Annotated in this window: 16 protein-coding genes; 11 read left to right on the forward strand and 5 right to left on the reverse strand. The window is 57.3% G+C overall.

What is annotated here, in order from left to right; all coding sequences use genetic code 11:
- Positions 1-18 precede the first annotated feature (18 nt).
- The 4 genes from phnA to ACR3EQ_RS11705 all read left to right on the forward strand — a co-directional run bounded on the left by phnA (position 19) and on the right by ACR3EQ_RS11705 (position 6,063).
- The gene (gene phnA / locus ACR3EQ_RS11690) at positions 19-1,263 is read left to right on the forward strand and encodes a phosphonoacetate hydrolase (protein ID WP_170612118.1); all 1,245 of its coding nucleotides are present in this window, start codon (positions 19-21) and stop codon (positions 1,261-1,263) included.
- A gap of 3 nt (positions 1,264-1,266) precedes the next feature.
- On the forward strand, positions 1,267-2,730 hold the full coding sequence (phnY, locus tag ACR3EQ_RS11695; protein WP_480490714.1) for a phosphonoacetaldehyde dehydrogenase: 1,464 nt from the start codon (positions 1,267-1,269) through the stop codon (positions 2,728-2,730).
- A 106-nt stretch (positions 2,731-2,836) separates the two neighbouring features.
- Positions 2,837-4,189, forward strand: a complete 1,353-nt coding sequence (gene pbfA, locus ACR3EQ_RS11700) for a (R)-1-hydroxy-2-aminoethylphosphonate ammonia-lyase (protein WP_170612120.1) — start codon at positions 2,837-2,839, stop codon at positions 4,187-4,189.
- Positions 4,190-4,383: 194 nt separating this feature from the next.
- Complete coding sequence (locus ACR3EQ_RS11705; protein WP_170612122.1) at positions 4,384-6,063, forward strand: Na/Pi cotransporter family protein; 1,680 nt, start codon at positions 4,384-4,386, stop codon at positions 6,061-6,063.
- Positions 6,064-6,289: 226 nt separating this feature from the next.
- Here ACR3EQ_RS11705 and ACR3EQ_RS11710 read toward each other — a convergent pair whose 3' ends face one another.
- From ACR3EQ_RS11710 to ACR3EQ_RS11720, 3 genes are read right to left on the reverse strand one after another with little or no spacing between them, the layout of a single operon-like run.
- A complete protein-coding gene (locus ACR3EQ_RS11710; RefSeq protein ID WP_480490715.1) occupies positions 6,290-7,615 on the reverse strand; it encodes an aspartate aminotransferase family protein in 1,326 nt (441 codons plus the stop codon).
- On the reverse strand, positions 7,612-9,990 hold the full coding sequence (locus ACR3EQ_RS11715) for a GcvT family protein (protein WP_480490717.1): 2,379 nt from the start codon (positions 9,988-9,990) through the stop codon (positions 7,612-7,614). The genes ACR3EQ_RS11710 and ACR3EQ_RS11715 overlap by 4 nt, the downstream gene beginning before the upstream one ends.
- Positions 9,987-12,353, reverse strand: a complete 2,367-nt coding sequence (locus ACR3EQ_RS11720) for a GcvT family protein (RefSeq protein WP_480490718.1) — start codon at positions 12,351-12,353, stop codon at positions 9,987-9,989. The genes ACR3EQ_RS11715 and ACR3EQ_RS11720 overlap by 4 nt, the downstream gene beginning before the upstream one ends.
- 47 nt (positions 12,354-12,400) lie before the next feature.
- On the opposite strand from ACR3EQ_RS11720, the gene ACR3EQ_RS11725 reads away from it, so the two are divergent.
- Positions 12,401-13,147, forward strand: a complete 747-nt coding sequence (locus ACR3EQ_RS11725) for a sulfotransferase-like domain-containing protein (RefSeq protein WP_480490720.1) — start codon at positions 12,401-12,403, stop codon at positions 13,145-13,147.
- Here ACR3EQ_RS11725 and ACR3EQ_RS11730 read toward each other — a convergent pair.
- A complete protein-coding gene (locus ACR3EQ_RS11730) occupies positions 13,138-14,667 on the reverse strand; it encodes a trimethylamine methyltransferase family protein (RefSeq protein ID WP_170612132.1) in 1,530 nt (509 codons plus the stop codon). The genes ACR3EQ_RS11725 and ACR3EQ_RS11730 overlap by 10 nt on opposite strands.
- Positions 14,668-14,747: 80 nt before the next feature.
- On the opposite strand from ACR3EQ_RS11730, the gene ACR3EQ_RS11735 reads away from it, so the two are divergent.
- The 3 genes from ACR3EQ_RS11735 to ACR3EQ_RS11745 all read left to right on the forward strand — a co-directional run bounded on the left by ACR3EQ_RS11735 (position 14,748) and on the right by ACR3EQ_RS11745 (position 18,210).
- Positions 14,748-15,734: a LysR family transcriptional regulator gene (locus ACR3EQ_RS11735; RefSeq protein WP_480440550.1), complete on the forward strand. Its 987-nt coding sequence runs from the start codon at positions 14,748-14,750 to the stop codon at positions 15,732-15,734.
- 338 nt (positions 15,735-16,072) lie between these two features.
- Positions 16,073-17,746, forward strand: coding sequence for a peroxidase family protein (locus ACR3EQ_RS11740; protein ID WP_480490723.1), 1,674 nt, complete (start codon positions 16,073-16,075; stop codon positions 17,744-17,746).
- Between the two features lie 20 nt (positions 17,747-17,766).
- On the forward strand, positions 17,767-18,210 hold the full coding sequence (locus ACR3EQ_RS11745) for a hypothetical protein (protein WP_170612136.1): 444 nt from the start codon (positions 17,767-17,769) through the stop codon (positions 18,208-18,210).
- On the opposite strand, the gene ACR3EQ_RS11750 is transcribed toward ACR3EQ_RS11745, so the two are convergent.
- Positions 18,204-20,705 (reverse strand): adenylate/guanylate cyclase domain-containing protein, encoded by a 2,502-nt coding sequence (locus tag ACR3EQ_RS11750; RefSeq protein WP_480490725.1) that lies wholly within the window; start codon positions 20,703-20,705, stop codon positions 18,204-18,206. The genes ACR3EQ_RS11745 and ACR3EQ_RS11750 overlap by 7 nt on opposite strands.
- A gap of 38 nt (positions 20,706-20,743) precedes the next feature.
- On the opposite strand from ACR3EQ_RS11750, the gene ACR3EQ_RS11755 reads away from it, so the two are divergent.
- From ACR3EQ_RS11755 to ACR3EQ_RS11765, 3 genes are all read left to right on the forward strand, one after another.
- The gene (locus tag ACR3EQ_RS11755; protein ID WP_170612140.1) at positions 20,744-21,931 is read left to right on the forward strand and encodes a YcaO-like family protein; all 1,188 of its coding nucleotides are present in this window, start codon (positions 20,744-20,746) and stop codon (positions 21,929-21,931) included.
- Positions 21,932-22,126: 195 nt separating this feature from the next.
- Positions 22,127-23,050 (forward strand): SMP-30/gluconolactonase/LRE family protein, encoded by a 924-nt coding sequence (locus ACR3EQ_RS11760; protein ID WP_170612142.1) that lies wholly within the window; start codon positions 22,127-22,129, stop codon positions 23,048-23,050.
- A 152-nt stretch (positions 23,051-23,202) separates the two neighbouring features.
- Entirely contained in the window at positions 23,203-26,388 is a 3,186-nt protein-coding gene (locus tag ACR3EQ_RS11765; protein ID WP_480490726.1) for an ATP-binding protein, read from the forward strand.
- Positions 26,389-26,393: the final 5 nt, after the last annotated feature.

Raw genomic sequence — 26,393 nt, forward strand, 5'->3', positions numbered from 1 at the left:
ATCAAGGAACATGACAAGATGACCATCCAAACCCCCGTTGTAGCAAACGAGCGCGTCTATCCGACGCCCAAGGTCCCCGCAATTGCCATCTGCCTGGATGGGTGCGAGCCTGAATATCTGGAGGTTGCGATTGCCAAGGGACTGATGCCCAACCTCAAGCGGATGCGCGAAGAAGGCACTGACCGGCTGGCCCATTCCGTGATCCCGTCCTTCACCAACCCCAATAACCTGTCGATCGCCACTGGACGCCCGCCCATCGTGCATGGCATCTGTGGCAACTACCTGATTGACCCGGACAGCGGCGAAGAAGTCATGATGAATGACGTGCGTTTCCTGCGTGCACCGACCATCTTCTCGCAATTCTACGATGCCGGGTTCCGCGTCGCCATGGTAACCGCCAAGGACAAGCTGCGCGCGCTTCTTGGTGCGGGGCTGAAGTTCGACGAAGGCCGTGCAGTCGCCTTTTCCTCGGAACGTTCGGGCGAGACGACCATGGCTGAGCACGGCATCGACAATGCCAGCAAATGGTTGGGCATGGACGTCCCCGAGGTTTACTCGGCCGAACTGTCCGAGTTTGTCTTTGCTGCCGGCGTCAAGCTGTTGAAAGAGTTCAAGCCCGACGTGATGTATCTGTCGACCACTGACTATATTCAGCACAAGTTTGCACCCGAACAGCAAGGCGCGCTGGATTTCTACGCGATGTTCGATCGCTATCTGGGCGAACTGGACGCGTTGGGTGCCGCCATCGTGGTGACCGCCGACCACGGCATGAAGCCAAAGCACTTGCCTGATGGCTCGCCCGCCGTTGTCTATGCGCAGGATCTGATGGACGAGTGGCTGGGCAAGGACGCCGCGCGGGTCATCCTGCCGATTACCGATCCTTATGTCGTGCATCACGGCGCATTGGGGTCTTTCGCGACCGCCTATCTGCCGGAAGGCGCGGATCAGGATGAAATCATAGCAAAACTCAAAGCGACCGAGGGTATAACCCACGTGCTGACCAAGGCCGAAGCCATCGAGCAGTTCGAATTGCCGGGCGACCGGATTGGCGACATCGTGATGGTCTCGGGCGAGAACATCTGCATTGGCACGTCCGAGCACCGTCACGATCTGGCGGCCCTGAAGGAACCCCTGCGCAGCCATGGCGGTTTGACCGAGCAAGAAGTTCCGTTCATCGTGAACCGCGTCATCGACCTGCCCAACCAACCGGTTTTGCGTAATTTCGACGCCTTCTTTTACGCAACCACAGCAGCGGCACAGTAAGTCATGAAAGATCAGACCATGTCGAACATCGAAATACGAAACGAAGGAATGCGGATCGGCGGTGAAATTGTCTTCACCGAAGAAACCGTTCCGGTGCACTACCCCTATACCAACGAAGTTGTGGGGTACGTTCCGGCCGGAACCGCCGAACATGCGCGCAAGGCTTTCGAGATTGCGGCAAACTACAAACCAAAGCTCACCCGGTATGAACGCAGCCAGATCCTGCAGCGCGCGGGTGAGCTGATCGGAGAAAAGCGCGAATATCTGGCCAAGTGGCTGACGCTTGAACTGGGCATCTGCCACCAGCACGCGATCTACGAAACCAAGCGCGCGCAGGATGTCTATCAGTTCGCCGCCGCCGAGGCACTGAAGGATGATGGCGAGATTTTCTCGTGCGATCTGACCCATAACGGCAAGGCCCGCAAAATCTTCACCATGCGCGAGCCGGTAAAGGCGATCAGCGCGATCACACCGTTCAACCACCCGCTTAACATGGTCAGCCACAAGATCGCGCCGTCGATTGCCACCAACAACTGCATGGTCTGCAAACCGACGGAATTGACCCCGCTGACCGCATTGACCCTGGCGGATATTCTGTACGAGGCGGGCTTGCCACCCGAGATGTTCCAGGTTGTCACCGGTTGGCCCGCTGACATCGGCGACGAGATGATCACCAACGAGCATATCGACATCATCACCTTCACCGGCGGCGTGCCTGTGGGCAAGATGATTGCCGAAAAGGGCGTCTACAAACGTCAGGCACTGGAACTTGGCGGCAATGATCCTCTGATCGTCCTCAACGACCTCAGCGATGCTGATCTGGACAAGGCTGCCACGATTGCGGTTGCAGGTGCCACCGGCAATTCCGGCCAGCGCTGTACGGCAGTCAAACGGATCCTCGTGCAGGAAAGCGTGGCCGACAGGTTTGTGCCGCTGGTTCTGGAGAAGGCCAAAAAGATCAAATTCGGCGATCCGCAGGATCCTGAAACCGAACTGGGCTGCGTGATCCACGACAAGGCGGCGGAAGTCTTTGAAAACCGCGTTTATCAGGCCGAGAAAGAAGGCGCGGAAATCCTCTATCATCCGGGCCGTCAGGGCGCGCTGCTGCCCCCGATTGTGGTCGACAAGGTGCCGCATGACAGTGAACTGGTGATGGAGGAAACCTTTGGCCCGATCGTCCCCATTGTGCGTGTGCCCGACAACGATGAAGAGGTGATGGCCATCTCGAACTCGACCGAGTTCGGCCTGTCCTCAGGCGTATGCACCAACGATCTGAACCGCGCCATAGCCTATATAAACGGGCTGAACGTGGGCACATGCAACATCTGGGAACAGCCGGGTTACCGGATCGAAATGTCGCCCTTCGGCGGAATCAAGGACAGCGGAAACGGCGTGAAGGAAGGCGTTATCGAAGCGATGAAGTTCTTTAGCAACGTGAAGACTTATTCGCTGCCCTGGCCTGGCTGACGTCCCTGCCCCTTCTGCAAACAGGAGGGGTCCAGGAAATTTCTCCCCGGAACTGGCGGACCCTTCGGGGCCCGCCCCTTTTCCAAAACGACAGTGAGAAACGGATATGCCACAGATTGTCCATACAGAAGGGGAATCGAATACCTCGGAAGCCCGCAAAGCCTGGCTGAAGAAGTCCATCGGGCCCAAATCATCGCCGCTGCTGAAACGCGACTCGGATGTGTTCCTGCATCAATCCCTGTCCAGCCCCTGCGTCAGCACGATTGCCAAGGCCGAAGGTATCTGGATCGAGGATCTCGACGGCCGCCGCTACATGGATTTCCATGGCAATTCGGTACATCACATTGGCTATGGCCATCCCCGTCTGGTCCAGGCGATCAAGGATCAGCTGGACGACCTGCCCTTTGCCCCACGCCGTTTCACCAATGAACCGGCGGTGGAACTGGCCGAAAAGCTGGTGGCCATCACCCCGGGCGATCTGGGCAAGGTACTGTTCACCACCGGCGGTTCGGACGCCAATGAAGTCGCGCTCAAGATCGCCCGCGCCGCGACGGGCCGTTTCAAGACTCTGAGCTTCTGGGACGCCTTCCACGGAGCGGGCTTTGGCGCGGCAAGCGTTGGTGGCGAGGCCACTTTCCGCAGCCACATCGCCGGGCCGCTTTTGCCGGGAACCGAGCATGTAGCACCCTTTCACCCCACCCGATGCCCCTATGGGCACACAACGCTTGAAGCCAGCGCGGAAGCCTGCGCCAACATGATCGACTATGTGCTGGAACGCGAAGGCGACATCTGCGCCGTCGTGGCCGAGGCGATGCGTGCCGTGCCCATCGTGCCGCCGCCAGGTTTCTGGAAGCGGGTGCGCGAAATTTGCGACCGGCACGGCGCATTGCTGATCCTGGATGAAATTCCGACCGGGCTGGGCAAGACCGGGCAGATGTTCTCGTTCCAGCATGATGAAATCATCCCCGACATTGTCACCATCGGCAAATCGCTGGGCGGGGGTATCCTGCCAATCGCCGCCTGCATCGCCCGGAAAAATCTGGATGTTTGCGGGGACTTTGCCATTGGGCATTACACGCACGAAAAGAACCCCGTAACCTCTCGGGCCGCTTTGACGACACTTCAAATCATAGAAGACGAGGGCTTGGTCCAGCGCGCGGCTGAGTTGGGCGAATACGCGATGGGGCGCCTGGTCGACGCCCTTCAGAATGTTCCCATCGTCGGTGACATCCGAGGTCGCGGCCTTATGTTCGGTATCGAGATTGTCGAGGATCGTGCCAGCAAGACGCCCGGAAATGCGCGCGCGGAACAGATCTACTATGCCTGTCTCGAAGCGGGGTTGAGCTATAAGATCAGCCAGGGTTGCGTTCTGACCCTGTCGCCGCCGCTGACGATTTCGCAAACTGAACTGGATCGTGCCATCGACATCGTTGTTGCCGCAATCACAGAGGCAAACTGAGCCGACTGGCCATGGCGGCGGGCAAGATCGCCAATTGGTTCGGTAACGGGCGCACTTGGCGCAACCCAATAAGATGCTGCAAAATAGACCGGATTTCCCGTCCTTGTTTGCCGTCGCCCAAGGCTCAAAAGCCATCTGCAGCGGATCGCACACAAACTGCGGTGCAAATACCTGTTTTGAAGCCGGAGTGAAGCATGGCAATTGTCACCTTCCTGATCAGTTTGGCCGGGGCAACCATGCTTCTGCTTTACGCAGTACGCATGGTGCGCACTGGAATCGAACGCAGCTACGGCGCGTCGTTCCAGCGGGTGATGACGCGCCAGCGCAGCTACCTGCATGCCTCGGTGGTTGGGCTGATGATGGCGGTCGTGTTGCAAAGCTCGGCCGCCGTGGCTTTGCTGACGTCCGGGTTTGCCGCCAGTGGGATGCTGAGCTTTCCAGCCGGTCTGGCGATTGTACTGGGTGGCGATCTGGGCTCGGCGTTGATCATTCAGATCCTGTCCTTTCGGTTGGACTGGCTTGTGCCGCTGTTACTGGCAACTGGCGGCTATCTGTTCGTCAAGACCGAAGCCAAGAAAGCACGGCAGCTTGGGCGCATTCTGATGGGCGTGGCATTTATCCTGATCTCGCTGAGGTTCCTGCGCGAGGCGATGGACCCCATCCGGGACAGTGCATTTCTGCCCGCCGTCGCCGATTATCTGGCGCGCGATTACATCACGGCCTTCCTTGTCGGGGGGGCCCTGGCTTTTGTCATGCACTCGTCGGTCGCGGCCATCCTTATGTGCGTGACGCTTGTACAGATCGGCGCAATCCCTTTTGCCGCCGGTATGTCATTGGTTCTTGGCGCGAATTTTGGCTCGGCCTTCATTCCGGTCTGGCTGACCCGGGGAATGCCTGTGACGGCACGACGCATCCCCTACGCAAACCTGGCGCTGCGGGGCAGTTGGGCTTTGGTGACCCTGTTTGTGGCGAACCTGGCCCTGCGAACCGGGCTCTTGGGAGAACCGCAGGGGGGACAGATGCTCGTCAATGTGCATCTTGCATTCAACCTGTCACTGCTGGTTCTGGCGCTTCCGTTTTGCGGGCGCTTGCAGGCACTGTTCGAAACGCTTTTGCCAGACCCCCAAAAAGAACAGAAGCCGCAACCCGCAAGGCCGGTCAGTGCGTTGGACATCAGATGCGTTTCGAGCCCAAACCAAGCGCTGCCGAGCCTGAAGCGGGAACTTCTGCGGATGAGCGATCTTCTCGAGACCATGTTCCGCCCGGTGCTGGAACTGTACCGACACGGTGATAAGGAACAGATCCGGTCTGTTCAGGCGATTGACGAGGAAGTGAACCAGTGCCTCTCGGGTATTCGAACCTTTGTTGCAGCGATACCGGCTGAATTATACGAAAAACAGGATGCCAAAACCGCGCGCGATCTGATGGAGTTCGCTATTCGGCTTGAAACGGCCGGGGATGTTGTTGCCAAACGCCTGACTGTTTTGGCGGGCGAAATGCGCGCCAAGGGTTCAAGTTTCTCGCAAGAGGGCTGGTCGGAACTCGTCCACATGCACGAGAGCATTCTGTCGAATATGAAACTGGCTTCGAATGTGCTTATTTCAGACGATCTGGAAAGCGCGCGGCTGCTGAGCCTTGAAAAAACCGAAATAAAACGGGTGGAACGTGACAGCCGCAAGCGGCACCTGCGCCGATTGCAACATGGGACAACGGAAAGCTTCGAGACCAGCGATATGCATCTGGAGACTTTGCGTGCGTTTCGAGAGTTCAACAGTCACATCGCCTCTGTCGCCTACCCGGTCCTGTACCGCTATGGGCAATTGTTGGAGACGCGATTGATCAAGGAAATTGCCGACGAGCCAAGCGGTCCGTGAGATCGTCTCAACTCGTTTGCCTTTTTGATAGCGGTGTTCGCAAAGTCTGACGGTGGCCTTGCGCTGGTTCCGACCCCGGATACAGATGCGCACCCTTGTCGGTCAGAGCTTGCCTGAACCAATCAACATCCTAGGCTCGAACTCCACCTAGCCAATCGACATTGGCGGGTCCCTCAAAAGGGCCCTTGTCGCGCCACCGCTTTCAGCAGTTTCACAGGGCTATCCTTTATCCATGGGCAGTACCTTCAGCCATTTCGAGCGCCTGGTCGAGGCTGTTTGCCACCTGGTCCACATCTTCCAAGGACAAACAAAGTGGCGGCACCATCCGTAGGCATTGCTGGAAAGGACCGGACTTTGACAGGATGATCCCCTGCGCGCGGCAGGCTTCGAAGACCTCTGCTGTCATCTCCTTGTCAGGCGCTTTGCTGTCCCGGTCTTTCACGAATTCCAGCGCCAGCATAAGTCCCTTGCCGCGAACATCACCGATGGCCTTGTACTTGTCTTTCAAGTCATTAAGCCTTTCCAACAGCGCCGCGCCCACAATACGGGCGTTTTCCTGAAGCCCTTCGTCTCGCATAACGGCCAGAACGGCACGGGCTGCAGCGGCCGAGGTCGGGTTGGCGCCGTAGGTGTGGAACATGAACCTTTCGGCCATTGGCGCCGCAACTTGTTTTTTGGCCACAACCGCTCCGATCGGAAAGCCGTTTCCAAGGCCCTTGGCCATGACAATGATGTCGGGGACAACGCCGTCTGCCTCGAACCCCCAGAAGTTTTCGCCGGTGCGGCCAAAGCCTGACTGAACTTCATCGGCAATGTAAAGCCCCCCTGCCGCGCGCACGCGATCTGCTGCGCCGGACATATAGCCCGGCGGCATTTCGATGATGCCGCCATAGCCCTGCACGCTTTCCACAAAGATGCCCGCCACCTGACCGGATGTCGCTGTGGCGATGGTGCGGTCGATCTCTTCCAGATACGGCTGGGTACCTGGCCCGAAGATGCCGCGATACTGGTTGGGTTCGGGAACGAAGGCGACGTTGCCGGGCATGCCCGGGTGGCGCCACCCGGCAATACCTGTGATCGACTGCGCTGCGGCAGTGGGCCCATGATAAGCAGTGCGCAACGCCAGCAGGTCCAGATTGCCGGTATAGGTACGCGCCATGGTCATCGCCAGATCAATCGCCTCGGACCCGGAGTTGGTCAGATGCACCACCCAGTCATGGCCCTTGGGCATGGTCGCGGCCAGTTCCTCGGCCAGATGTGCGGGTGTCGGGTGGTAGAACATTGTCGTGCAGTGGGTCAGTTCCTGCGCCTGCGCGCTTGCTGCTGCCACCACGCGTGGGTGCGAGTGCCCGACCGAGATACAGACATTCATCCCCAACAAGTCCGTATATTTCCGCCCGTCCGTGTCCCACAGGTATTGGCCCTGGCCTTTTTTGAACACAATGGGCTCGCGGAAGGGCGTGAACCGCGTCAGCGAAGCGGCATAGTACCGGTCCCGTCGCGCGGCGGCATTCGAGAAGTCCCAGTCGGTGTGAAGGGGGTGGTCAGTCATTTGGAACCTCCGGTTTTCAGTCGATGGTTATTGGGGTCAAAGGGGGCTTCCGGCAGGATGGTCGCGGCACGGTGCTGACCCAGGATCGAGATGGTCAGCCCCTCGCGCGCGGTCGGGTCACGCAGGTAGGCCAAGGCAAGAACCTTGCCGGTGCGATGACCATAGGCCCCCGAGGTGGCGATCCCTACCGGCACCCCGTCCTTCCATATCGTGTGCGCGTAGAACGGATCGACCTGACCGGCTTCGACATCCAGCAGCACCATGTCCCACGCGTCGTCGCGGGCCAGCTTGGTGCGCAGGTCGTTGCGGACAAAAGGGGTCAGCCCAGCCTCAAGAGGGCTGCGCTCGGTCGTCAGGTCACTGCCCCAGCCACGATAACCCTTTTCGAGACGCATGGAATTTGCGGCATAGGCCCCGTAGAAGCCAAGGCCAAGAGGTTTCGCAGTTTCCTCAAGCAATACGAAGAGCCTTGCCGCGTGCTTATTGGCGACATGCAACTCCCAACCGCATTCGCCCAGATAGGACACACGCAGGGCGCGCAGGGGGATGCCCGCCACGTGGGTCTCGCGCGCGGTCAGCCAGGGCATATCGACCAATTCGGGTAGAGCGTCAGTAGACTTGGGTCCCATGACACCGATGACCGCCAGATCCTCGGAGACGTTTCGAACCATGACGTCAAAACCTTCGGCGACATGTGTCAGCAGATCAAAATCGATCTGCTCGGCCGCCGCGGCACTGGTAAGGTAGGCATGGTCTTCGGTCAGGCGCGTGATGGTGAACTCCGACAATACACCATCTGTCGGCGTCAACGCGTGGGTCAGGCCAATGCGGCCCGGCGCGGGTGCGCGGTTTGCGCCCAGCGCCTCCAGAAACCGGACAACATCCGGGCCGGTGACGTCGAATTTCGAGAAAACCGACAAATCTGCCATCGCAACGCGGTTATGCGCGGCGTCGACCTCTCGCGCCACATGTTCGAACCAATTGGCGCGGCGGAAGGTTTCATCGGCCACAGCCCCGGGCATGTCCGAAAACCAGTTCGGTCGCTCCCAACCATGGGCCGCCCCCATTACCGCGCCGCGCTGAACCATCAGGTCGTGCAGCGGAGACAGGCGCAAGCCGCGCCCGGCGGGGCGTTCCTCGTGAGGGTAGTGCACACCGAATTGCAGACCGAAACATTCGATGGCCTTGGCCACGCGATAGTCACGATCCGCCCAGACGCCAAAGCGTCGGCTGTCCACTGCCAGCGCATCCATTGGGGGCGCGCCATGGGTCATCCAGTGGGCGAGGAACCAGCCTGCGCCGCCGCCCTCCATCACGCCCATGGACGAGCCGGTAAGCAGCCAGGCATTCTCCAAGCCATGCGCAGGCCCGATCAGGGGGTTGGCGTCCGGTGTGAATGTAATGGGGCCGTTGATCACCGATTTCACGCCACCCGTTTCCAGCGCCGGAATACGGTCCATCGCGGCCATGATGATGTGTTCGACACTGTCCAGATCCGGCGGCATCAGGTCCGCGCCGAAATCCGGCGGTATACCGTCGACTGACCAAACCTTGGCGTCCTTTTCATACGGCCCAAGGATCAACCCGTCGCGTTCCTGTCTGACGTACCAGCTTTCCTCGGGGTCTCGAATGATCGGCAACTCGGGCAAGCCCTCCTTTATCCGGGACGACACGGCGTCGACCGTGTCTGTCACCAGATATTGGTGCAGCACAGGAACCGAGGGGATGTTGAGCCCCATCATGCGGCCAACCTCCCAGCCCCAAGTGCCTGCGGCGTTGACCACGTGGACAGTCTCGATCGTCTCTTTCTCGGTTTCGATCCACCAATGATCCTGCTGGTGCTTAACCGCGATGACCGCGCAATTGCGCAGGATCCGGGCACCGCCACGCCGGGCGACCTCGGCCATCGCGTGGGTTGCAAGCGTTGGGTCCACGTGGCCGTCATCGGGTTCGTAAATTCCACCGATCAACCCATCCAGTTTTGCCAGGGGGAACAGTTCGGCGATCCGTTCCGGTGTCAGCACCTCCAGCGGGTAGCCGGTGAACTCGGACAGGCCGGCCACGTGGCGGAACTCGTCCATCCGGTCGGGGTTGCGCGTGATCCGCATCGCACCCGAGCGATGAAACCCACAATCGCGCCCGGTTTCCTGCGGTAAAATATCCCGGTAAAGCCGGACAGAAGTTGCACGCAGTTCCTGAATCGTGGGATTGTGCGCGAAATGGGTGCAGAGCCCGGCCGCATGCCAGGTCGACCCATGGGTCAGGTCGTTCTTCTCGACCAGAAAAACGTCGGACCAACCCGCCTTGACCAGATGATACATCAGCGAGACGCCCATGGCCCCACCGCCGATGATCGTTACCTGCGCCTTGATCATGCGCGCATCCTTTCGCCTGAGGGATCAAAGGGCGGGCGGCGCAGGGGCTGCGCGGGATAGTCCTGCCCGGCGACCCGAATTGTGAAAATTCGGCCGCATGTCTCGTCCAATGTCTCGCCCAGCCGGACCGATACCATGGCAAAACACAGGTTCAGCCCCGTTCGTAGCCCGCGTCCACCCGAAGTTGTCAACCCGACATAGGTGCCGTCCTCGAACACCGGTTCGTCATGCAGCAACAGGGCCGCGCCCTGAACCTGCAGCAGGACAAGACGTCGATGCAGCCCCTGGTGTTTTTGCTGTTCCAACACCGCTTTACCCACAAACTCTTTGGACCAATAGATGGTGAACCCCAGACCGGCTTCAAGCGGAGTGATCTCGGGGCCAAGCTCATGCCCCCAATGTTTGAAACCCTTTTCCAATCGGCATGCATCCACGGCGTAATGACCCAATGGGGTTGCATCTGCGTTTCGCAACGCATCGAACAGCTTGGGGGCATACGCATTGGACACTGTCAGTTCCCAGCCCAGCTCTCCGACAAAACTGACGCGGGTCGCACGGCATGAAGTGCCCGCCAATTCGGCGGTGGCGGCGTGGCCAAAGGGTATCTCGGGAAGGTCTCCCAGGCTTTGCAGAACAGACCGGCTGCCTGCCCCCATCACACCGATGGTGCAGAGCGCCTCGGTCAAGTCCTGAACCATGACGTCGCCCTTCAGGTGGCGGCGCAGAAACGTCAGGTCGCGTCTGCGTGTGGCCGCGCCCGAGGTCAGGTGAAACGCATCCCCGCGCAGCCGCGTGATGGTCACGTCCATCTCGATGCCGCCGCGCGCATTGAGTATCTGGGTGTAGACAGCCCGACCGAAAGGCACGTCCATCTGCGCGGTGGTGAGGCGATTCAGCGCCACCAGAGCCTCCGGGCCGGTGATTTCCAGTTTGGTAAACGGGCTCAACTCGATCAGGGCGGTGCCATGACCCATGACAGCCGCTTCCGCCTCGGCCAGAGGCCACCACCCCTGATCGGCTATGAAATAATCCTGTGCCGGGCCGTAATACAGCCCGCGTTCCCAACCTGCTGTAAGCCCGAAATGTGCCCCGGCCCCAGCCCAGCGGTCGTGCAAGGGGGTGGTCCGCAAGCCCCGCCCAGCTTGGGGCTGCTTATACGGCCAGTGCAAGGCAAAGAGATCCGCGACAGCCTCTTCAATGCGTTGTGCCATGTGCCCGGCAGTCGCCGTAGCGGGGTCGACCCGGGCCACATCGACCTCCCACATATCCATGGAGGGGTGGCCGTCGATCACCCAATCCGCCAGTGCCCGTCCAATTCCTGCCGAAGACATCACCCCGACCGAATTCATGCCAGCGGCCACAAACAGGCCATCAACCGAGGTCTCACCTACAAGTGGCCGGGTGTCCGCCGTAAAGCTTTCGGGGCCATTCATGAAATGCTGGATGCCCACGGTTTCAAGGCTGGGGCACAGCTCCAACGCGGCCTCCATGAAGGGGGTGAACTGGTCCCAATCTTCGGTCATCTCAAGAAAAGGGCGGTCGCCTTCGGGGCCATAGGCGTCCCAGCATTTGGCGTTGGGTTCAAAGCCGCCGATCACCAGTTTGCCCGCGTCGCCCTTAATGTAGATGCCCCGGTCCAGATCCCTGATCACCGGAAATGGGTTTGGCAGGCCGGCCATGGGTTCAGTGACCACATACATGTGTTCGACCGCCTGTAACGGCAGCGCCACGCCCACGCTGGCCGCCAACTCGCGTGACCAGGCACCGGTGGCGATGACCACCTGATCTGCGTCCAGTTCGGTTCCATCGGTCAGGGTTACGCCAATGATTCGAGTGCCCGACTTGCGGAGGGCCTGAACACCGGTGTGCTCATGGATCTTTACACCACTGTCGCGCGCACCTTTGGCATAAGCCATGCACAAATCGACCGGGTTCACATTGGCATCTTCAGGCACAAACAGGGCGCCGACGTGACTGCTCAGATCAAGCTGCGTCAGGGGTACGTCCGAGGCCGAGACCATGCGCGGGCTCAATCCCAGCGTCTGACCCAGATCCGCAATCCGGTGCAACTCGTCCAGACGAGCGGGATCGCGTGCCAGCCAGTAACCTGAGGTCTGGCGGTAGCCGGTCGACATTCCGGTTTCGGCCTCAAGAGCTGGAAAAACCTCGAGTGCGGCCATCGCCAACCGCGTCATGTTTGGAGTTGCCCGCAAGGGACCAACGATCCCGGCCGCGTGCCACGACGTGCCCGAGGTCAGTTGGTTTCGCTCCAAGACGGTGACATCTTCAGCACCGCGCTTGGCCAGATGGTAGGCCAGGCTGAGACCAATCGCGCCGCCCCCGATGATCAGGATACGGGTCATGCTGCCCTCCATTGACGCGACAAAGGCACCGAACTTAGGGTCGGCGCATGACGATACATGCGTTGTGGTGCCATCCCCGCTCGGTTTCGACCGCTTTTGAACGTGTCATGCGCGAGCGCGGTGATCTGACCGTTCTGCACGAGCCGTTCATGTACCATCACTATCTGACCACCAAAGACCGGCTGTTTCCGGGTTTCACGCCCGAACCCGGGCACCCTGCGACATACGACGATATTCGGGCCATGATCCGCGCAAAGGCCGCAACCAACCCCTTGTTCTTCAAGGATATGGCTTACTATGTCACCGAAGCCTTGCCGCTGGATCCCGAATTTACTCATCAGATGAGCCACGCATTTTTGCTGCGCGACCCGGCCGAAGCGGCGCTGTCTTATGCTAAACGGGATCCCGAATTCACCCGATTGGAACTGGGACATGAAGCCCAGTACCGACTGTACACCGCGCTGAAAGAGCTGGGACATGACCCTTTGGTCATCACCGCTGATCAACTGCGCCGCGATCCGCAAGCGACGCTGCGCCGATATTGGGCGCATGTCGGGCTGCCCTATCTCGCGCATGCGTTTTCCTGGGACAGCAGTGTACCGGATGGCTGGCAATCGGTGCAAAGCTGGCATAGCGAAGTACTGCAAAGCGGCGCGATCCAGGCGCCCGTGGTCACGGACGTGCGGGCGGAACTGGATGCGCTTGGCGAGCCATATGCCGACCACGTGGCGCATCACCTGCCGTACTACACTCAGATGCGTGAAATCGCCGAAACCCAAGCTCATCAGAAATAGTCCCGATCGGGTTTCTCGGCCTTTCGCCGTGCGATATAGTCCTGCAATTCCGTGTCAATGTCTGGATCCAGACCAGGATCTTCATATGCGTCAAGCTGCTCTTTCCAAATTGCATTGGCGCGGGTTGCGGCATCCTTCTCTCCCGCCGCGTGCCATTGTTCGAACGAATTGTCATCCGGGGTCCAGGGCCGGAACAGAGCGGACATGAAATTGGCCTGCGTGTGTTCGGACCCGAGGAAATGCCGACCAGGGCCTGTCGCCGCGATCGCCTCCATCGCCTGGGCATTCTCGCTCATGTCAATGCCTTCGAAGAAACGCCCGATCTTGCCGCACAGATCGTGATCCAGGATCGTTTTTTCGAACGAGGTCACCAACCCGCCCTCCAGCCAACCGGTGGCGTGGTTGATCAGGTTCGCGCCCGCGAACATCGACATCATCAGACCCCAGGTAGCCTCTTGCTGGCTCTGGGCGTCCGGGACTTTTGATGCGCTGAGCGTACCAACCGTGTGCAAGGGTACATTCAGCCTGCGGGCAAGCTGTCCGGCCGCCAATACCATCAACCCGGCCTCGGGTGTGCCAAAGGTGGGTGCGCCGGACTTCATCGACATGGTCGAGGCGAAACTGCCCATCATGCAGGGTGCCCCAGGGTTTACCAATTGGGTCAAAGTCATTGCAGCCATGGTTTCAGCCAACACCTGAGCCAACGTCCCTGCCACAGTGGACGGCGACATGGCCCCGGTCAGAACCCAAGGCGTGCAGGCAACCGGCTGCCCGGCGCGAGCATAGGTCTTCAATGCACCCGACATATGGCTGTCCATCACAAGGGGCGCGTTGGTGTTTGACACGCAATAGAGGACGGCGTTTTCGGCCACAAAATCCTCACCGAAAACGATCCGCGCCATGTCGATCGCGTGGCCTGCCCGCTCGGCCCCGATAAAGGCCCCCATGAAGGCCCGATCAGAATAGCGAATGTGGCCATATAGCATATCGAGGTGGCGTTTGTTGGCTGGCAGGTCCACCGGCTCGCACACCACACCACCCGAGTGGTGAAGCCACGGCAGGCTATGATGCAGCTTGATCAGATCGATGAAATCCTGATGCGATGCATAGCGACGACCGCGATCCAGATCGTGCACAAAAGGCGGCCCCCAAGCCGGACAAAGCACACTGGCTTCTCCGCCAAGCTGAACGCTGTTGGCCGGATTGCGGGCATGTTGCGTGAACTGCGCGGGCGCGGTTGCAGTGATCATTTTTCGACAAAAGCCGGGTGCGAACCGCACGTGCGTTCCGTTTACGTCACAGCCTGCATCTGCAAAGATCTTCAGAATCTCCGGGTCATCCTGAAACTCCATCCCGGTTTCGGCTAGGATGGTGTCCGCATTGGCCTCGATCTGCTCCAGCCCCGTCTCGCTGAGCACATTGAAGGTCGAGAGCTTTCGCAGAATAAACGGCGCACGCATCTCGGCAGAGGTGCGAATTTCCGCCGCCCTGCGACGGCGGGATGGGCGCGAACGTGTCATGGCAAAACTGTTGACCCGGCGCTTGACGGAAACCAAGAAAATCCCAACAGTATAATCATCATTTATACTAAGGATGAGCTATGCTGGATCGTCGCAAACTGTCGCCAAGCCTGATGCGCTCACTCGAAATCTTCGTCGCCGTTGCGGAAACAGGTCAAATGCGGGCGGGCGCGAAGCTGCTCAATCTCTCGCAGCCGGCGGCATCCCAGCACATCACCGCGTTGGAAAAGGCCTTTGGCACCCTGCTTCTGGATCGCAGTACACGTCCGGCCCGGCTGACCTACGCGGGCGTGCGCCTGCACAGCAAAGCGCAGAAGATTCTGGATGCGTTTTCCGACATGGAAACCGAATTGCGCCACGTCGGCCAGAAATCCCTGACCCTCCTTCGGGTCGGCATTCAGGCCTCTATCGCCACGACCCTGACGCCTTCATTGATTGACCTGGCCCAACGTGTGTTCAACGTCGAAGATATCACCTTGCATGCCGGGCAAAGCGGAAACCACGAGCATTTGCTGAGGACCAAGCAAGCGGATCTGGCAATCACCTCAAATCCTTTTCTGGACATGGATGGCCTTGAGCGGCACCACGTTCTGACCGAAAGATACCTTCTGGTTCTGCCCGAAACATATGATGGCCCGACAGATAGCCTTGAGGCGATCCAGACGCGGCTGCCCTTGGTTCGGTTCGGAGATACAACAAACGCCGGCCGCCAAATTGCACAACACCTGCGCCGTTTGCGTTTTGAACCCGACAAGGTCATTCAGGCGGACCGTTCAAGCATGGTTACGTCCTGTGTTTCTGCCGGACAGGGGTTCAGCCTTTTGACACCAACGTTGCTGATTGATGGATTGGTGGAGAACATGAGCTTGCGATTGAAAGAGCTTCCGGTCTCCGGCCTCTCGCGCACCCTGACAGTTGTCGCCAGAAAAGAAGAGCTTCAGAGTTTTCCAAAAGCGCTTGCTGAGATGTCCAAACAGAAGCTGACACAGCAAATTGCCAAGCATATGGGAGATGTCGGAACAACAAACGTGGAATATGACTTGGCCGAAAACTTGGTAAATAACTGAACGAGGCCGGGCTTCCGTCGGCGAACTATTGACGGCTCCAGACGATTTCAGCGGACATTCTGGGCAGCGATCTTGTGCAGGAAGACAGAAAGCTTCTTGTTTGAGCACTTATCTTAAGCGCGGTCATAGCGGTTCACTTCGAGGACGGGCACGCCCAAGATGGTATGGAGGAGATCGGACCACGAAAACTTCAGACCGCCTTTCCTTGGGTAAAATGCGCGTTGAAACGAACCGAACGCGATACCCCAAACAAATGACCAATAATGGGAATCTAGAATCTCCTTTGTAAAAGCCGCTATATGTGCAAGCATAATGCCGTAGGTTAATTGGATTGTACCATGGTTGAAACACACGGCGGTGGGTTTCATTATGTGCCCGATCAAAAACAACCGCCGCAAAAAATAGAAAACACGTCCTGGCGTTTCTTCGAAAGTCTCGAGGATAGACGCAACAAGCTTGCCCTTGAGCTTGATGATTCCGGACGAGCCACGCCCAGATTAACGACGGTCGACAAACTTCAAAAATTCCTGGAACGACACAAAAGCGGCAATGCAGTCCCACTCGGCGGACAGAGCGTCGACGATACATTTAGCCAAGCTGGATTGGAAAAGATAAAATACTACAGCCAGCTAATACCAGATAGTACAAGCGCAACAACGAGACCGGATGAGGATACGCTCAAGGCATTGGCCAATGCTATGTTGGATGAAAGTGACCCAATCTCCAAAATACCTGCCGCCTACACCTACTTTGGTCAGTTGTTGGCTCACGATCTGACACACATGAGGAAGGAAAAAAACCAAAAAACAGAGGGATTTTGGGTAAATGCAAGCAATCATGCACTAACTTTCGATTCACTGTTTGGTACGCTTCCCGCGCAAGAGCAGAGTTCATCTGAATGGAAATGTGAGGCGGGAGCATGTTTGGGGCAACACAAAGACATTCCGGAACAAGTTGAACCTTCATTTGACCTGCCCCGAGATATTCACAACGGTCAACCTAGGTGTGTTGACCCCCGTGCTGACAGCAATCTCGCATTGGCCCAAATGCATGTGCTGCTGGTTCGATTTCATCAAAAACTCGCCAGGTCATTGCACCTGAATGAACAGGAAGCAATCCTGTCAACCAAGCACCATATTCAAGCCGTCGTACTAACTGACTACTTGCCACGAATTATACCTGACAACATTTACGAATCGATCATGACTAAAGGGCGTCGCGTTGTCGCCAAAAACGGCGTCAAAAACTTCCACATACCGCTGGAATTCGCAATGGCTGTGTTTCGATTTGGGCATAGCATGGTTCGCGGTGTTTATGACCCGTGGGGTTTGTCTTGGCCAATAAATGCCAGCATCCAATATCCCGAAGAAGCGGCCTCTTTAAGCACGCTCTTTCATTACACGCACCTAGGTGAACTTAAATCTGGCCACCTGGATTGGGCTTGGGGGCAATTGTGGTATCACTTTGCCGGCTTGGAGTTGAAGGGCAAGGAAGACAAAGTAATCTCTGCTGCTCCGATCTCTACGAGAATTAACCGAGAGCTTTACAGATTAAATAGGGAAAACTTTCCAGACTTGGATGTCGACACGGAGCATTTCAGCCTTCCATTACAAACACTTATGCGGGGCGTGTCTTTTGGCCTTCCTAGCGGCCAAGAACTTGCCGAGCTTGTTTGCGCGGGTAACACATTCGATATCGGAAGCTTCCTAAAAGAAAACCCTAGATATTCGAGTATTCCAAATTTCGGCGTTCTTCAAAATAATACACCTTTGTGGTTCTACACTTTGGCAGAAGCAGAAGCTATTGGGAACGGAAAACTGGGACCTATCGCAGCAAGAATTGTGATGGAAACCATACACGCGGCACTTGAATGCGATCCGGATGGAATTTTAGGCGTTTCTGAAAATAATGTCAGCAGCTTAGATTTCAAATCTCTAATTAGAAAAAAGGTGGAATCAAATCCACACTTTACACTGCCAGATATTGTCAAGTTCACCTATTCACTAAATTAGAGAAAAATGAGGAGGAATAAATGACTCACGTGATTGTAAAAAAAGGCGGAGACACAAAACTCGGTATGGTGGACGCCGGAGAGCATATCAATCATTGGATGATTACTCACGGTGCCGGAGGAGCAAACGGCTACAAAGACTTCTTCGACGACCTTTGGACAAATGTCGAAGGATCCGATGGGCGTCAGTTTTTTGTCAAAGACTCGGGCGACAAATTACTCAGTAAAGTAGGTAATAAATATGAATACCCCGGTGGAGAACTAAAACCGAAGCCCGAAAAAGATTTTGGCAATGGGAACACAAAACAGATGACTGTTCCTATTCCTGAAAAGAATCCTGATTTAGTGAACTCATATGTTGGGACTATTGCTAATCATGTTGCCCAGCTTTCGGGGGCTGGCGCAGCCACTGATGAAGCCAAACAATATCTTCTGGCAGCAATTTTCCTGAACCGCTGTCAATAAGCCGCCAATCGTGCCGCCTGAATTGCATCGCCAAGCTTTTGCTGGTCGGATAGCTCTTTGATCGGGAAGGCCTGGGTGAACCACGTGGCGACCCGTTCTGGCGTCGCCTCATCTTGTGCCGTCCAATGTTCCGAAACCTTTTGCCAAAAGGCCTGGAATGCACGTCCAGCTCTATCCATGTCACCCCTTCTGGCATGGACAGCAGCCAGCCAGCCTTGTGTGTCCGGGATACTGTCGCCCCCCAACTCGGCGGCCCGCAGGGCGTCTTCCAGTCTGTCGAGGAAGAAATACGTTGAGGCGTGGTAGGCCCAACACCAGGACGGCAATAATTCGGACAAGGCTTCGCATTGTGTCAGGGTCGATTTGGCTTTGTCATAGTCGCCGAACCAGGCGAAGCCCATGGCACAACTGGCCAACGTGGCTGGACTTGAGGGGTTGAGTTTGGCAGCCAGTTCCAGGTGCATCGATGCCCGTGTAAAAGCGCCGTTCATTGCGGCCGTCCAGGCGACCGTTCGCTGAACCCTGGCATCGAGCGGGTCGATGGCAACGGCACGTGCGGCAAAACTGTCCGCCTCTTCTATTTCACTTTGATCGCGTACCCGGCCGGGCCAGATCACATGCTGAATGTTCGAAATCGAGGCAATACGATACAAAGACGGTGCGTGGTCAGGGTGGTTTCTTAATATTTCACGAAAAATCGCATCTGCGTTTTCCGCCCCGGTTGCGGTCCACTCCATCAGCGCACGATCGGCGCGCAACCACATGTCCGTGACGTCTTTGCCTCCGGCGGACGTACCGAGTGTCGAAGAAATTCGGTCGAGTGAAATGTAACTTCTTACTTTGGCAGCAATTGATCGGAGAACTTCGTGCTGTACATCGTGCCAGTTCTCTGAGGACAAGCAAAACTCCTCGGACCATATCACCCTGCTGTTTTCGGCCTCTTTCAGGATAAGAGCCATCATGGGCTGGTCTCCGGACATGTGGCGCCGTCCCTCGACATCGTAAATCATGTTTCCCGACGCTCTCGTTGAGTCCGATAAACTTGCCGACCCATCCAAAACCGACCAGTCGCGGAAACGGGAGAGGTTGGCAATTAGCTCGTCTCGAAATGAAGAGACTTCCCAAGCAGTTGAATCCACGCATTCGTCTTGGAATGTGTGTACGACTATCTTAAGTCCGATATTTGACGGAATGTCGCTTGTGCGTGGCTGTTCCGGTGCCGGTGCTTTCCCTCGTATCGCCTGTATCAACTGCCGAATGCGCTTACCCGGCGAGATCCCGTAATGCTCGAACAGGAACTTTTTGAGCCTTTTGAATTCCTCGAGCGCTCCACCCCGGTCTTCGTGTTCCAGTCGGCATTCGATCTTCGCAAGTGACGCGCTTTCGTGCCCAGGCTCCTGTAACAGGATGATCTGGGCAACTTGCTCTCGCTGCTCGTTTCCGGGATCGGTGCGCTCAAGAAAACGCTCCATTTCACTCAGCAGCAACCATTTCCAGCGCTCGCGTGTAATCCTGAGCCAGCTGTCGAGGAGTGGGGTAATATCGTCCAGACCTGCAAGGATTTCCTGCGGCCAGTTGGCCTCCAGGATCAATCTTTCCGGAACCTTGTTTTGCCTTAGATCGCCAAGCATTCCCCCAAGGTCCGTGCGATCCAGTTCCACATCAAGATGGATCAACGCGCTATCGGGAAAAACCTGAACATCAAGACCAGTTTCGCTTTCCGCCAGCTCAGTGAGCGCGGCACTGACGACTTCCTTACCGCCAAACAGCGTTTCGATGCGTTCGATCGTCTCGTAGCCGCCCGAATTCAACGCAAGATATGCCAGAATACCGCGCGCCCTGGTCCCTAGCGGTTTCGATGTCGCGGCGGGGTCGGCACCGTCCGTTCCGATGAGATTGAGGCCGGTGAACCGGTGCAAATCAGTCAAACGATTGCGTTGCAACGGGTCCAGAACACGATACGCCGGGACGCGGGCTGTGATGTTCTTGAGCTTCGGAACGCCAATGGATTCAAACTGAAGGCTGCTCTTGTCCGATAGTGTGGAAAAAACGTCCTTCGATATTATGCATTCGCCGGGTTCTGCGATACTTTGAAGACGGGACGCAATATTGACGGTCTGCCCGAAGACGTCCCCATTTTTGAACCTTACTTCCCCAATATGAATTCCGACACGGAACAAGAACGGTTCAGCTTCCTCAACCTGCTGTTTGTCAACTATCCGGTGAAGTTCCAGCCCAAAATCAACAGCACATTCCACGTCTGAGAAGTACAGCAACGCGCCATCGCCCATTGTCTTGACCAACTCACCGCGAAATCGGCGCGCTATAATACGGATCGCATCGAAGCAGTTTGACATGAAGTCCAGTGTCTTGGCTTCGTTTTCAGCGACGCGACGGCTGTAGGACACCATGTCCAGGAAAAGTATGGACACATCCGCAGAGGCGCTGTTCGACGAGGTCAAAACAACAGGCGTTATGCGTTCAATCTGTTCCATTATGGCAGAAACACTACGGATTCTTTACAATTAGCCTCATGAGTATAGATGAACTTTCAAAGTATTTCGATGAAGTTCGCGTTTCGCCGGATGGCTGGCCGGCCTATTGCAATCTGGTCCACCCCAACGAAACATCACTGAACGCTTTTCCGCTTTGGCCTGAATCCGCGTTACTGGGTGCCGGGCGCGTGGGCTCTGGCAGGGGATTGACGCACGGACTTTCGATAGAAAGCGGGGTCGGGTCGGCAATCGAACTGGCAAGCGCATGCCGGTGGCCTGATCTGGTAACTGCGCATGCCAGGGAAGATCAGCTTTCCGACGAGGTTTGGAATCCCCGCATGCTTTGCGGGTTTTCTGAAACTCAGTTGTCGCGCCCTGACAAATTCAACGCGAACTATTCCGGTGTCGATGAAATCCTTGATGCCCAATCCGAGGAAATTGATTGGATACAGGGCGTGGGATTGCAAGGCCAACCAATCTGGCTTCCGGCAGACTCGGTTTTCATCAATGACGAGTCCACACAGGTGTTTTCCAGAACAGACACAAACGGTTGTGCGGCAGGACAAACCGACGACCAAGCAAGAAGTGCTGCCTTGTTCGAATTGATAGAACGCGATGCGACCGGGCGATGGTGGTACGGTTGCCGGTCGCGGCCCACAATAGAAGCGCGCCTGCTGGGAAGTGAAGTTGAAGCATTTATCGAGCGCTGTAAAAGCCACGACATGGTTCCGACGCTTGTGAACATAACCACAGACTTGGAAGTTCCCAGCGTGGCCGCGACGGGTGTCAGCGCCCGGGGGCATATCGCATTTGGTTTTGCTTCGGCACCAACGTATCGACATGCTGCGCTCAGCGCGCTGTGCGAGATGGCGCAAATGTTTCTGGTGATAAAGAACGGCGCACAGGAAGCGCACAGACGACCGGGATTGGCGCGCTGGTTATCCGAGGTTTCTATCGACACGCCCCCTATATCATCTGCATCGCCGGCCCCGTCGCCCTTGCCTAACGAACCACGAAGCATTGGAAACAGGCTGTCTGCCGCGGGGATCCGCGTTGCGTTTGTCGACCTGACCAGGCCGGAATTCAACCTGCCTGTCTGGCGAGCCATTTCGCCCGACTTGTGCCACTGGAAACCCCGCTTTGGAATTCCGCGCCTGATGCAAGCCGACGCATTGGACCTCTCCCCGATCGCCAAGACCCCGAACAAGGTCGTCCTGCGGTTGTGAGCGGTACAGGCCTGTCTTGCGAGAATGTCCTACCCATCTGGCACGGCTACCTTACGTCACGGACCCGTCAGGAAGGACCATCCTTGTGTACGGTTTGTCTTGACGTGCTGGGCTCGTAGATTGAAAAGTAACGATATTTCATCGTCATACAATTTATGACAGTCGACAGAACTGGCGCGAACAGGGGGTTTGAGAATGTCATTGAAACTGGAAGAAGTATGCAGCGGACTGGGGTTTCCGGAAGGTCCCGTGGCAATGAACGACGGATCGGTTCTGTTCGTCGACATCAAGGAACAGACGTTGGTTCGACTGGGCACGGATGGCAAAGTTGCCAAGGTTGCCGAAATTCCAGGCGGACCAAACGGCGTTGCGATCGGACCTGATGGGGCCGCATATGTCTGCAACAACGGAGGCGTATACAGTTTCGTTCCATTTGGTCCTGACCAGATCACGGTTCCCGCTCCCATTCGTCCGCACTATCAGGGCGGGTCGGTTCACCGCGTTGATCTGGAAACCGGTGCCGTCACGCAATTGTTCGATTCCTACGAAGGAAAGCGGCTGATCGCCCCGGACGACATCGTCTTTGATGATTCTGGCGGCTTCTGGTTCACCGATACCGGGATCGAGGATGAAGAGTCGACGCGTTATGGCGGACTGTACTATGCCTCAATCGACGGAAAAACCCTGATCAAAGCGGCGACAATCCCAATGCCAAACGGGGTCGGACTGTCGCCAGACGGCAAGACGGTCTATGTCTCGGACACCGTATTCGGCAGGCTTTGGGCGATGGAAATCACTGGACCGGGGCAAGTCAAAGCGGGACCGATTCCCGGCATGCCCGGCAATGTCGTGCAAACCTTGCCCGGATATCAGTGGCTGGACAGTCTGAGGGTGGAAGAAGACGGGCGCGTTTGCGTCGGCACGATTTTCAATGGTGGCATTACGGTGTTCAACCTTGACGGGACAACCGAGCATGTCCCGGTGCCGGATCTGTTTACAACCAACATGTGCTTTGGGGGGTCGGATATGCGTGATCTGTGGATCACGGCGTCCAGCACCGGCAAGATCTACAAAACCAGATGGCCGCGCCCAGGGCTGAAACTGGCCTTCACTGCCTGAAGGTTTCGCACGAAATCTGACCTACGCGTGCCGAGCACAACCCACGGTGGCATTTCCCGTGACATTTTGGCTGCCAGCCACGCTTGCCTTAACGGCAAGGTGATGCCTAATGCTGGCGAGAGATGCCAAGGTGTTGTAAACATTCTGTCAAAATGGGGGATGTCAGCAACATAAGAACGCGTCGACCGGTTGATCTGGGGGAACGGCGCCAGGTCTGCGTACTGTTCGCGGACATGGTCGGCTATACCCAAATCGTTGCTGAACTGGGCGAAGAAAAAGCGCTGGAGTTTGTTCGGCTGGTTTACGACATGCTGGTGAAAGGCGTCGAAGAGCATGGCGGCACAGCGCGCGAATTCGCGGGCGACAGCATCATGGCCCTGTTCGGAATCCCTGACGCGCTGGAAGATCCAGCGCTGCGGGCCTGTCGGGCGGCCAAAACGATCCATGCCTCGTTTTATGCCGAGGCTGACAGTATCGAGGCCCGGTTCGGCGTTCGCCCCCACATGCGCGTTGGTATCAGTTCCGGCAACGTCCTGATGGCGGCCGTTCAGGGCGACGATGGCCCAACGACCGCGGTGGGCAGTACGGTAAATCTGGCGGCACGGTTGGAAAACCTCGCCCCGCCCGGCGGCACCTTGCTGTGCGATACAACGCGGGGGCTGGTCGAATGGGTGACAGAGCTCAGCTTTTTCGGCGAACAAGAGGTCAAGGGGTTCTCGGCTCCGCAAAAGCTCTGGGAACTGCAGGGCATTCACGATGATGCCACCCGGTTCGACGCCTCAATGGCCAAGGGTCTCAGTAGCTATGTCGGTCGCACCAACGAGTTGAATGTGATGTCAGCGGCGCTGGCGCGGACGGAAGGCAGGCTTCAGGCGATCGATCTGGTTGCCGAGCCGGGGCTTGGCAAAACCCGCCTTGTGTTCGAGTTCCTGCAACGGATCGGCAGCGAGGGTGCGACGGTTCTGACGGGATACTGCTTTGCCGACGGCCAACATGTTCCGTTTCTGCCAATTCTGGAAATTGTCCGAAAGGCTTTCCTGATCAGCGACGGCGATGATCCCGTCAAAGTCGCCAACAAGTTGGAAGCGGGTCTCAGGATCTGGGATCAGTATAGCGATGAACACCTGGGACTTCTTCTGAACCTGTTGGGCCTCACGCCGCCTGCCGGATCGCTGGATGGACTGGACGGCGTTCTGATCGGATTGCGCACGCGAGAACTGCTTCCATTGTTGTTGAAGGCACGCTGCGAAAAAGAGCAGGTGATCCTTCTGATCGAAGACACCCATTGGATGGACAGCGCGACCGAGGATCTTCTGCGTGCTCTGATCCTTCGGGACGACCTGAAGAATCTACTGCTCATCCAGACACGCAGGCCGGAATACACGCCGCCATGGCTGGACGAAGTGTCCGTTACGACGGTTGCCCTGAAACCTCTGGATACCGAAGATTTCGCTCAACTGGCGCGACACCGGCTAGGTGTCGATGTTCTGCCGGACGGCTTTGCCGCGCAACTGGTGGAACGGGCCGGAGGAAACCCGTTGTTTGGCGAAGAGATCCTGGGCTTTCTGCTGGATCAGGGTTCGTTGCGTGTCGAGGGGCGCAAAGCCAGTTTTGATGCCGACATCAGCAAAAGCGGGTTGCCCGTCACAATGCGCAGCCTGTTGACCGCCAGAATGGAGCGGGTGTTGGCTGAGGACCGACCGGTATTGCAGGCCGCAGCCGTCATTGGACGGCGGTTTGATCCGGGGCTGTTGTCGCAACTCGTCGAGAACTCGGAAGAAACGGGGGCGGCACTGAAGCGTTTGCAGGCACAGGATGTACTGTATCGCGAACCCAACTCGTCGGATTACATCTTCAAACATGTGATGTTGCGGGATTCGGTTTACCAGAGCCTTGTCTCTTCGCGCCGGTCTGAACTGCATCTTGCGATTGCCGATAATCTGGCGTTACGAAACGCGAACAGGTTGCAGGAGGCGGCGGACACGCTGGCCTTTCACTACGGGCAGACCGATCGGACAGATCAGGCCTTCCGCTACAACGTGATGGCGGGTGACAAGAGCCTTGGCGTTTATTCACTGGACGAAGCCAACCGGTATTTCGATTCCGCGCTGGAGCTGTATCAGCGCGACCCCGATATAGCCTCGAAAGAGCATTTTGCCCGCTTTCTGTCCAGTTTCGCGCTTTGTTCGAACATCTCCTTGCGGGTCAAGACGATTATCGAACTGGCCGGGACAGTGCGGCCCATTCTTGCGCAGGTTGGTGACAACCCTCATCACGCGCTGTTCCTGCACCACTATGTGTCCTGCCTGGTGTGCAACGGCAAATACCGCGAAGCGCATTGGGTTCAGCAGGAACTGACCGCCATGGCGAAACGACTGGGAGACCCGGCCTCGCAGGCGTATGCCATGGTGAACGAGCTTTCGGTTTCCATTTATTTTGCCCCCATCGAAAACACGGAATTCGACGCCCGCTCGCACGAGGTGGAGGAGATTCTCAGCAAGATCGATGACGCGTATATCCAGAACTTCTTTCTGGCAACGATGGGCTGGAACGAACTGACCCGGGGCCGTGTTGCGCGTGCGCATGCGGCATCGGACCGGATGATTGCGATCGGGACATCCAAGAATGACCCACGTTCGCTGGGTTACGGAACCGCGATGAAGGCGCTGATTGCGATGGTCACGGACGACCACGAACTGGCGCTTCGAATGGCCGAAGAGGCGCGCAAGGCTTCACAGGTGGAATTTGAACTCGCCATTGCCGAGGCGGCCCGGGTCGCAGCCATGGTGCCGCTGCAAAAGCCCGGGGCTATCGAGATTGTTCAGAAACACATAGACAACTGCGCCGAAAAGGGATGGACCCTGTTCACGATGGGCCCGGCGACGATGCTGGGTGTGGCCTACGCGCTGAACGGCCAGGTGGCTGCCGGGCTGCAACAGGTCGAGAATGCGATCCGGAAGCGCACGGATGAAGGAACGCAGGTGTCTGCCGACTGGGCCCGGCTGTTCTTATGCGAATTGTATCTGGCCATACTCACCGGCGAAGGCGAAAGCTCGCTTGGCGTGTTCTTGAAGAACTTCCGCTCAGTTGTCTGGGTCATGATTTTTGGCGAGAAGAAGCTGATCCAAATGATCGCCGAAATTCGCAAAAACCCGCAGTTTGACGACAAGGGCCACTACATCGCCCGTTGCGACATGATCATGGGGCTTCTGTACAAGGCCCGGAAAAAGCGTCAACTGGCCTTCGAACACCTGACCAAAGCCCGCGTCATTGTTGAAACGGCCGGGCAGACGCCAATGCTGGCCCGAATAGACGCGGCGTTGGCGGATCTTGGTTAAGACGG

The organism is Ruegeria sp. AN11, from assembly GCF_056536005.1.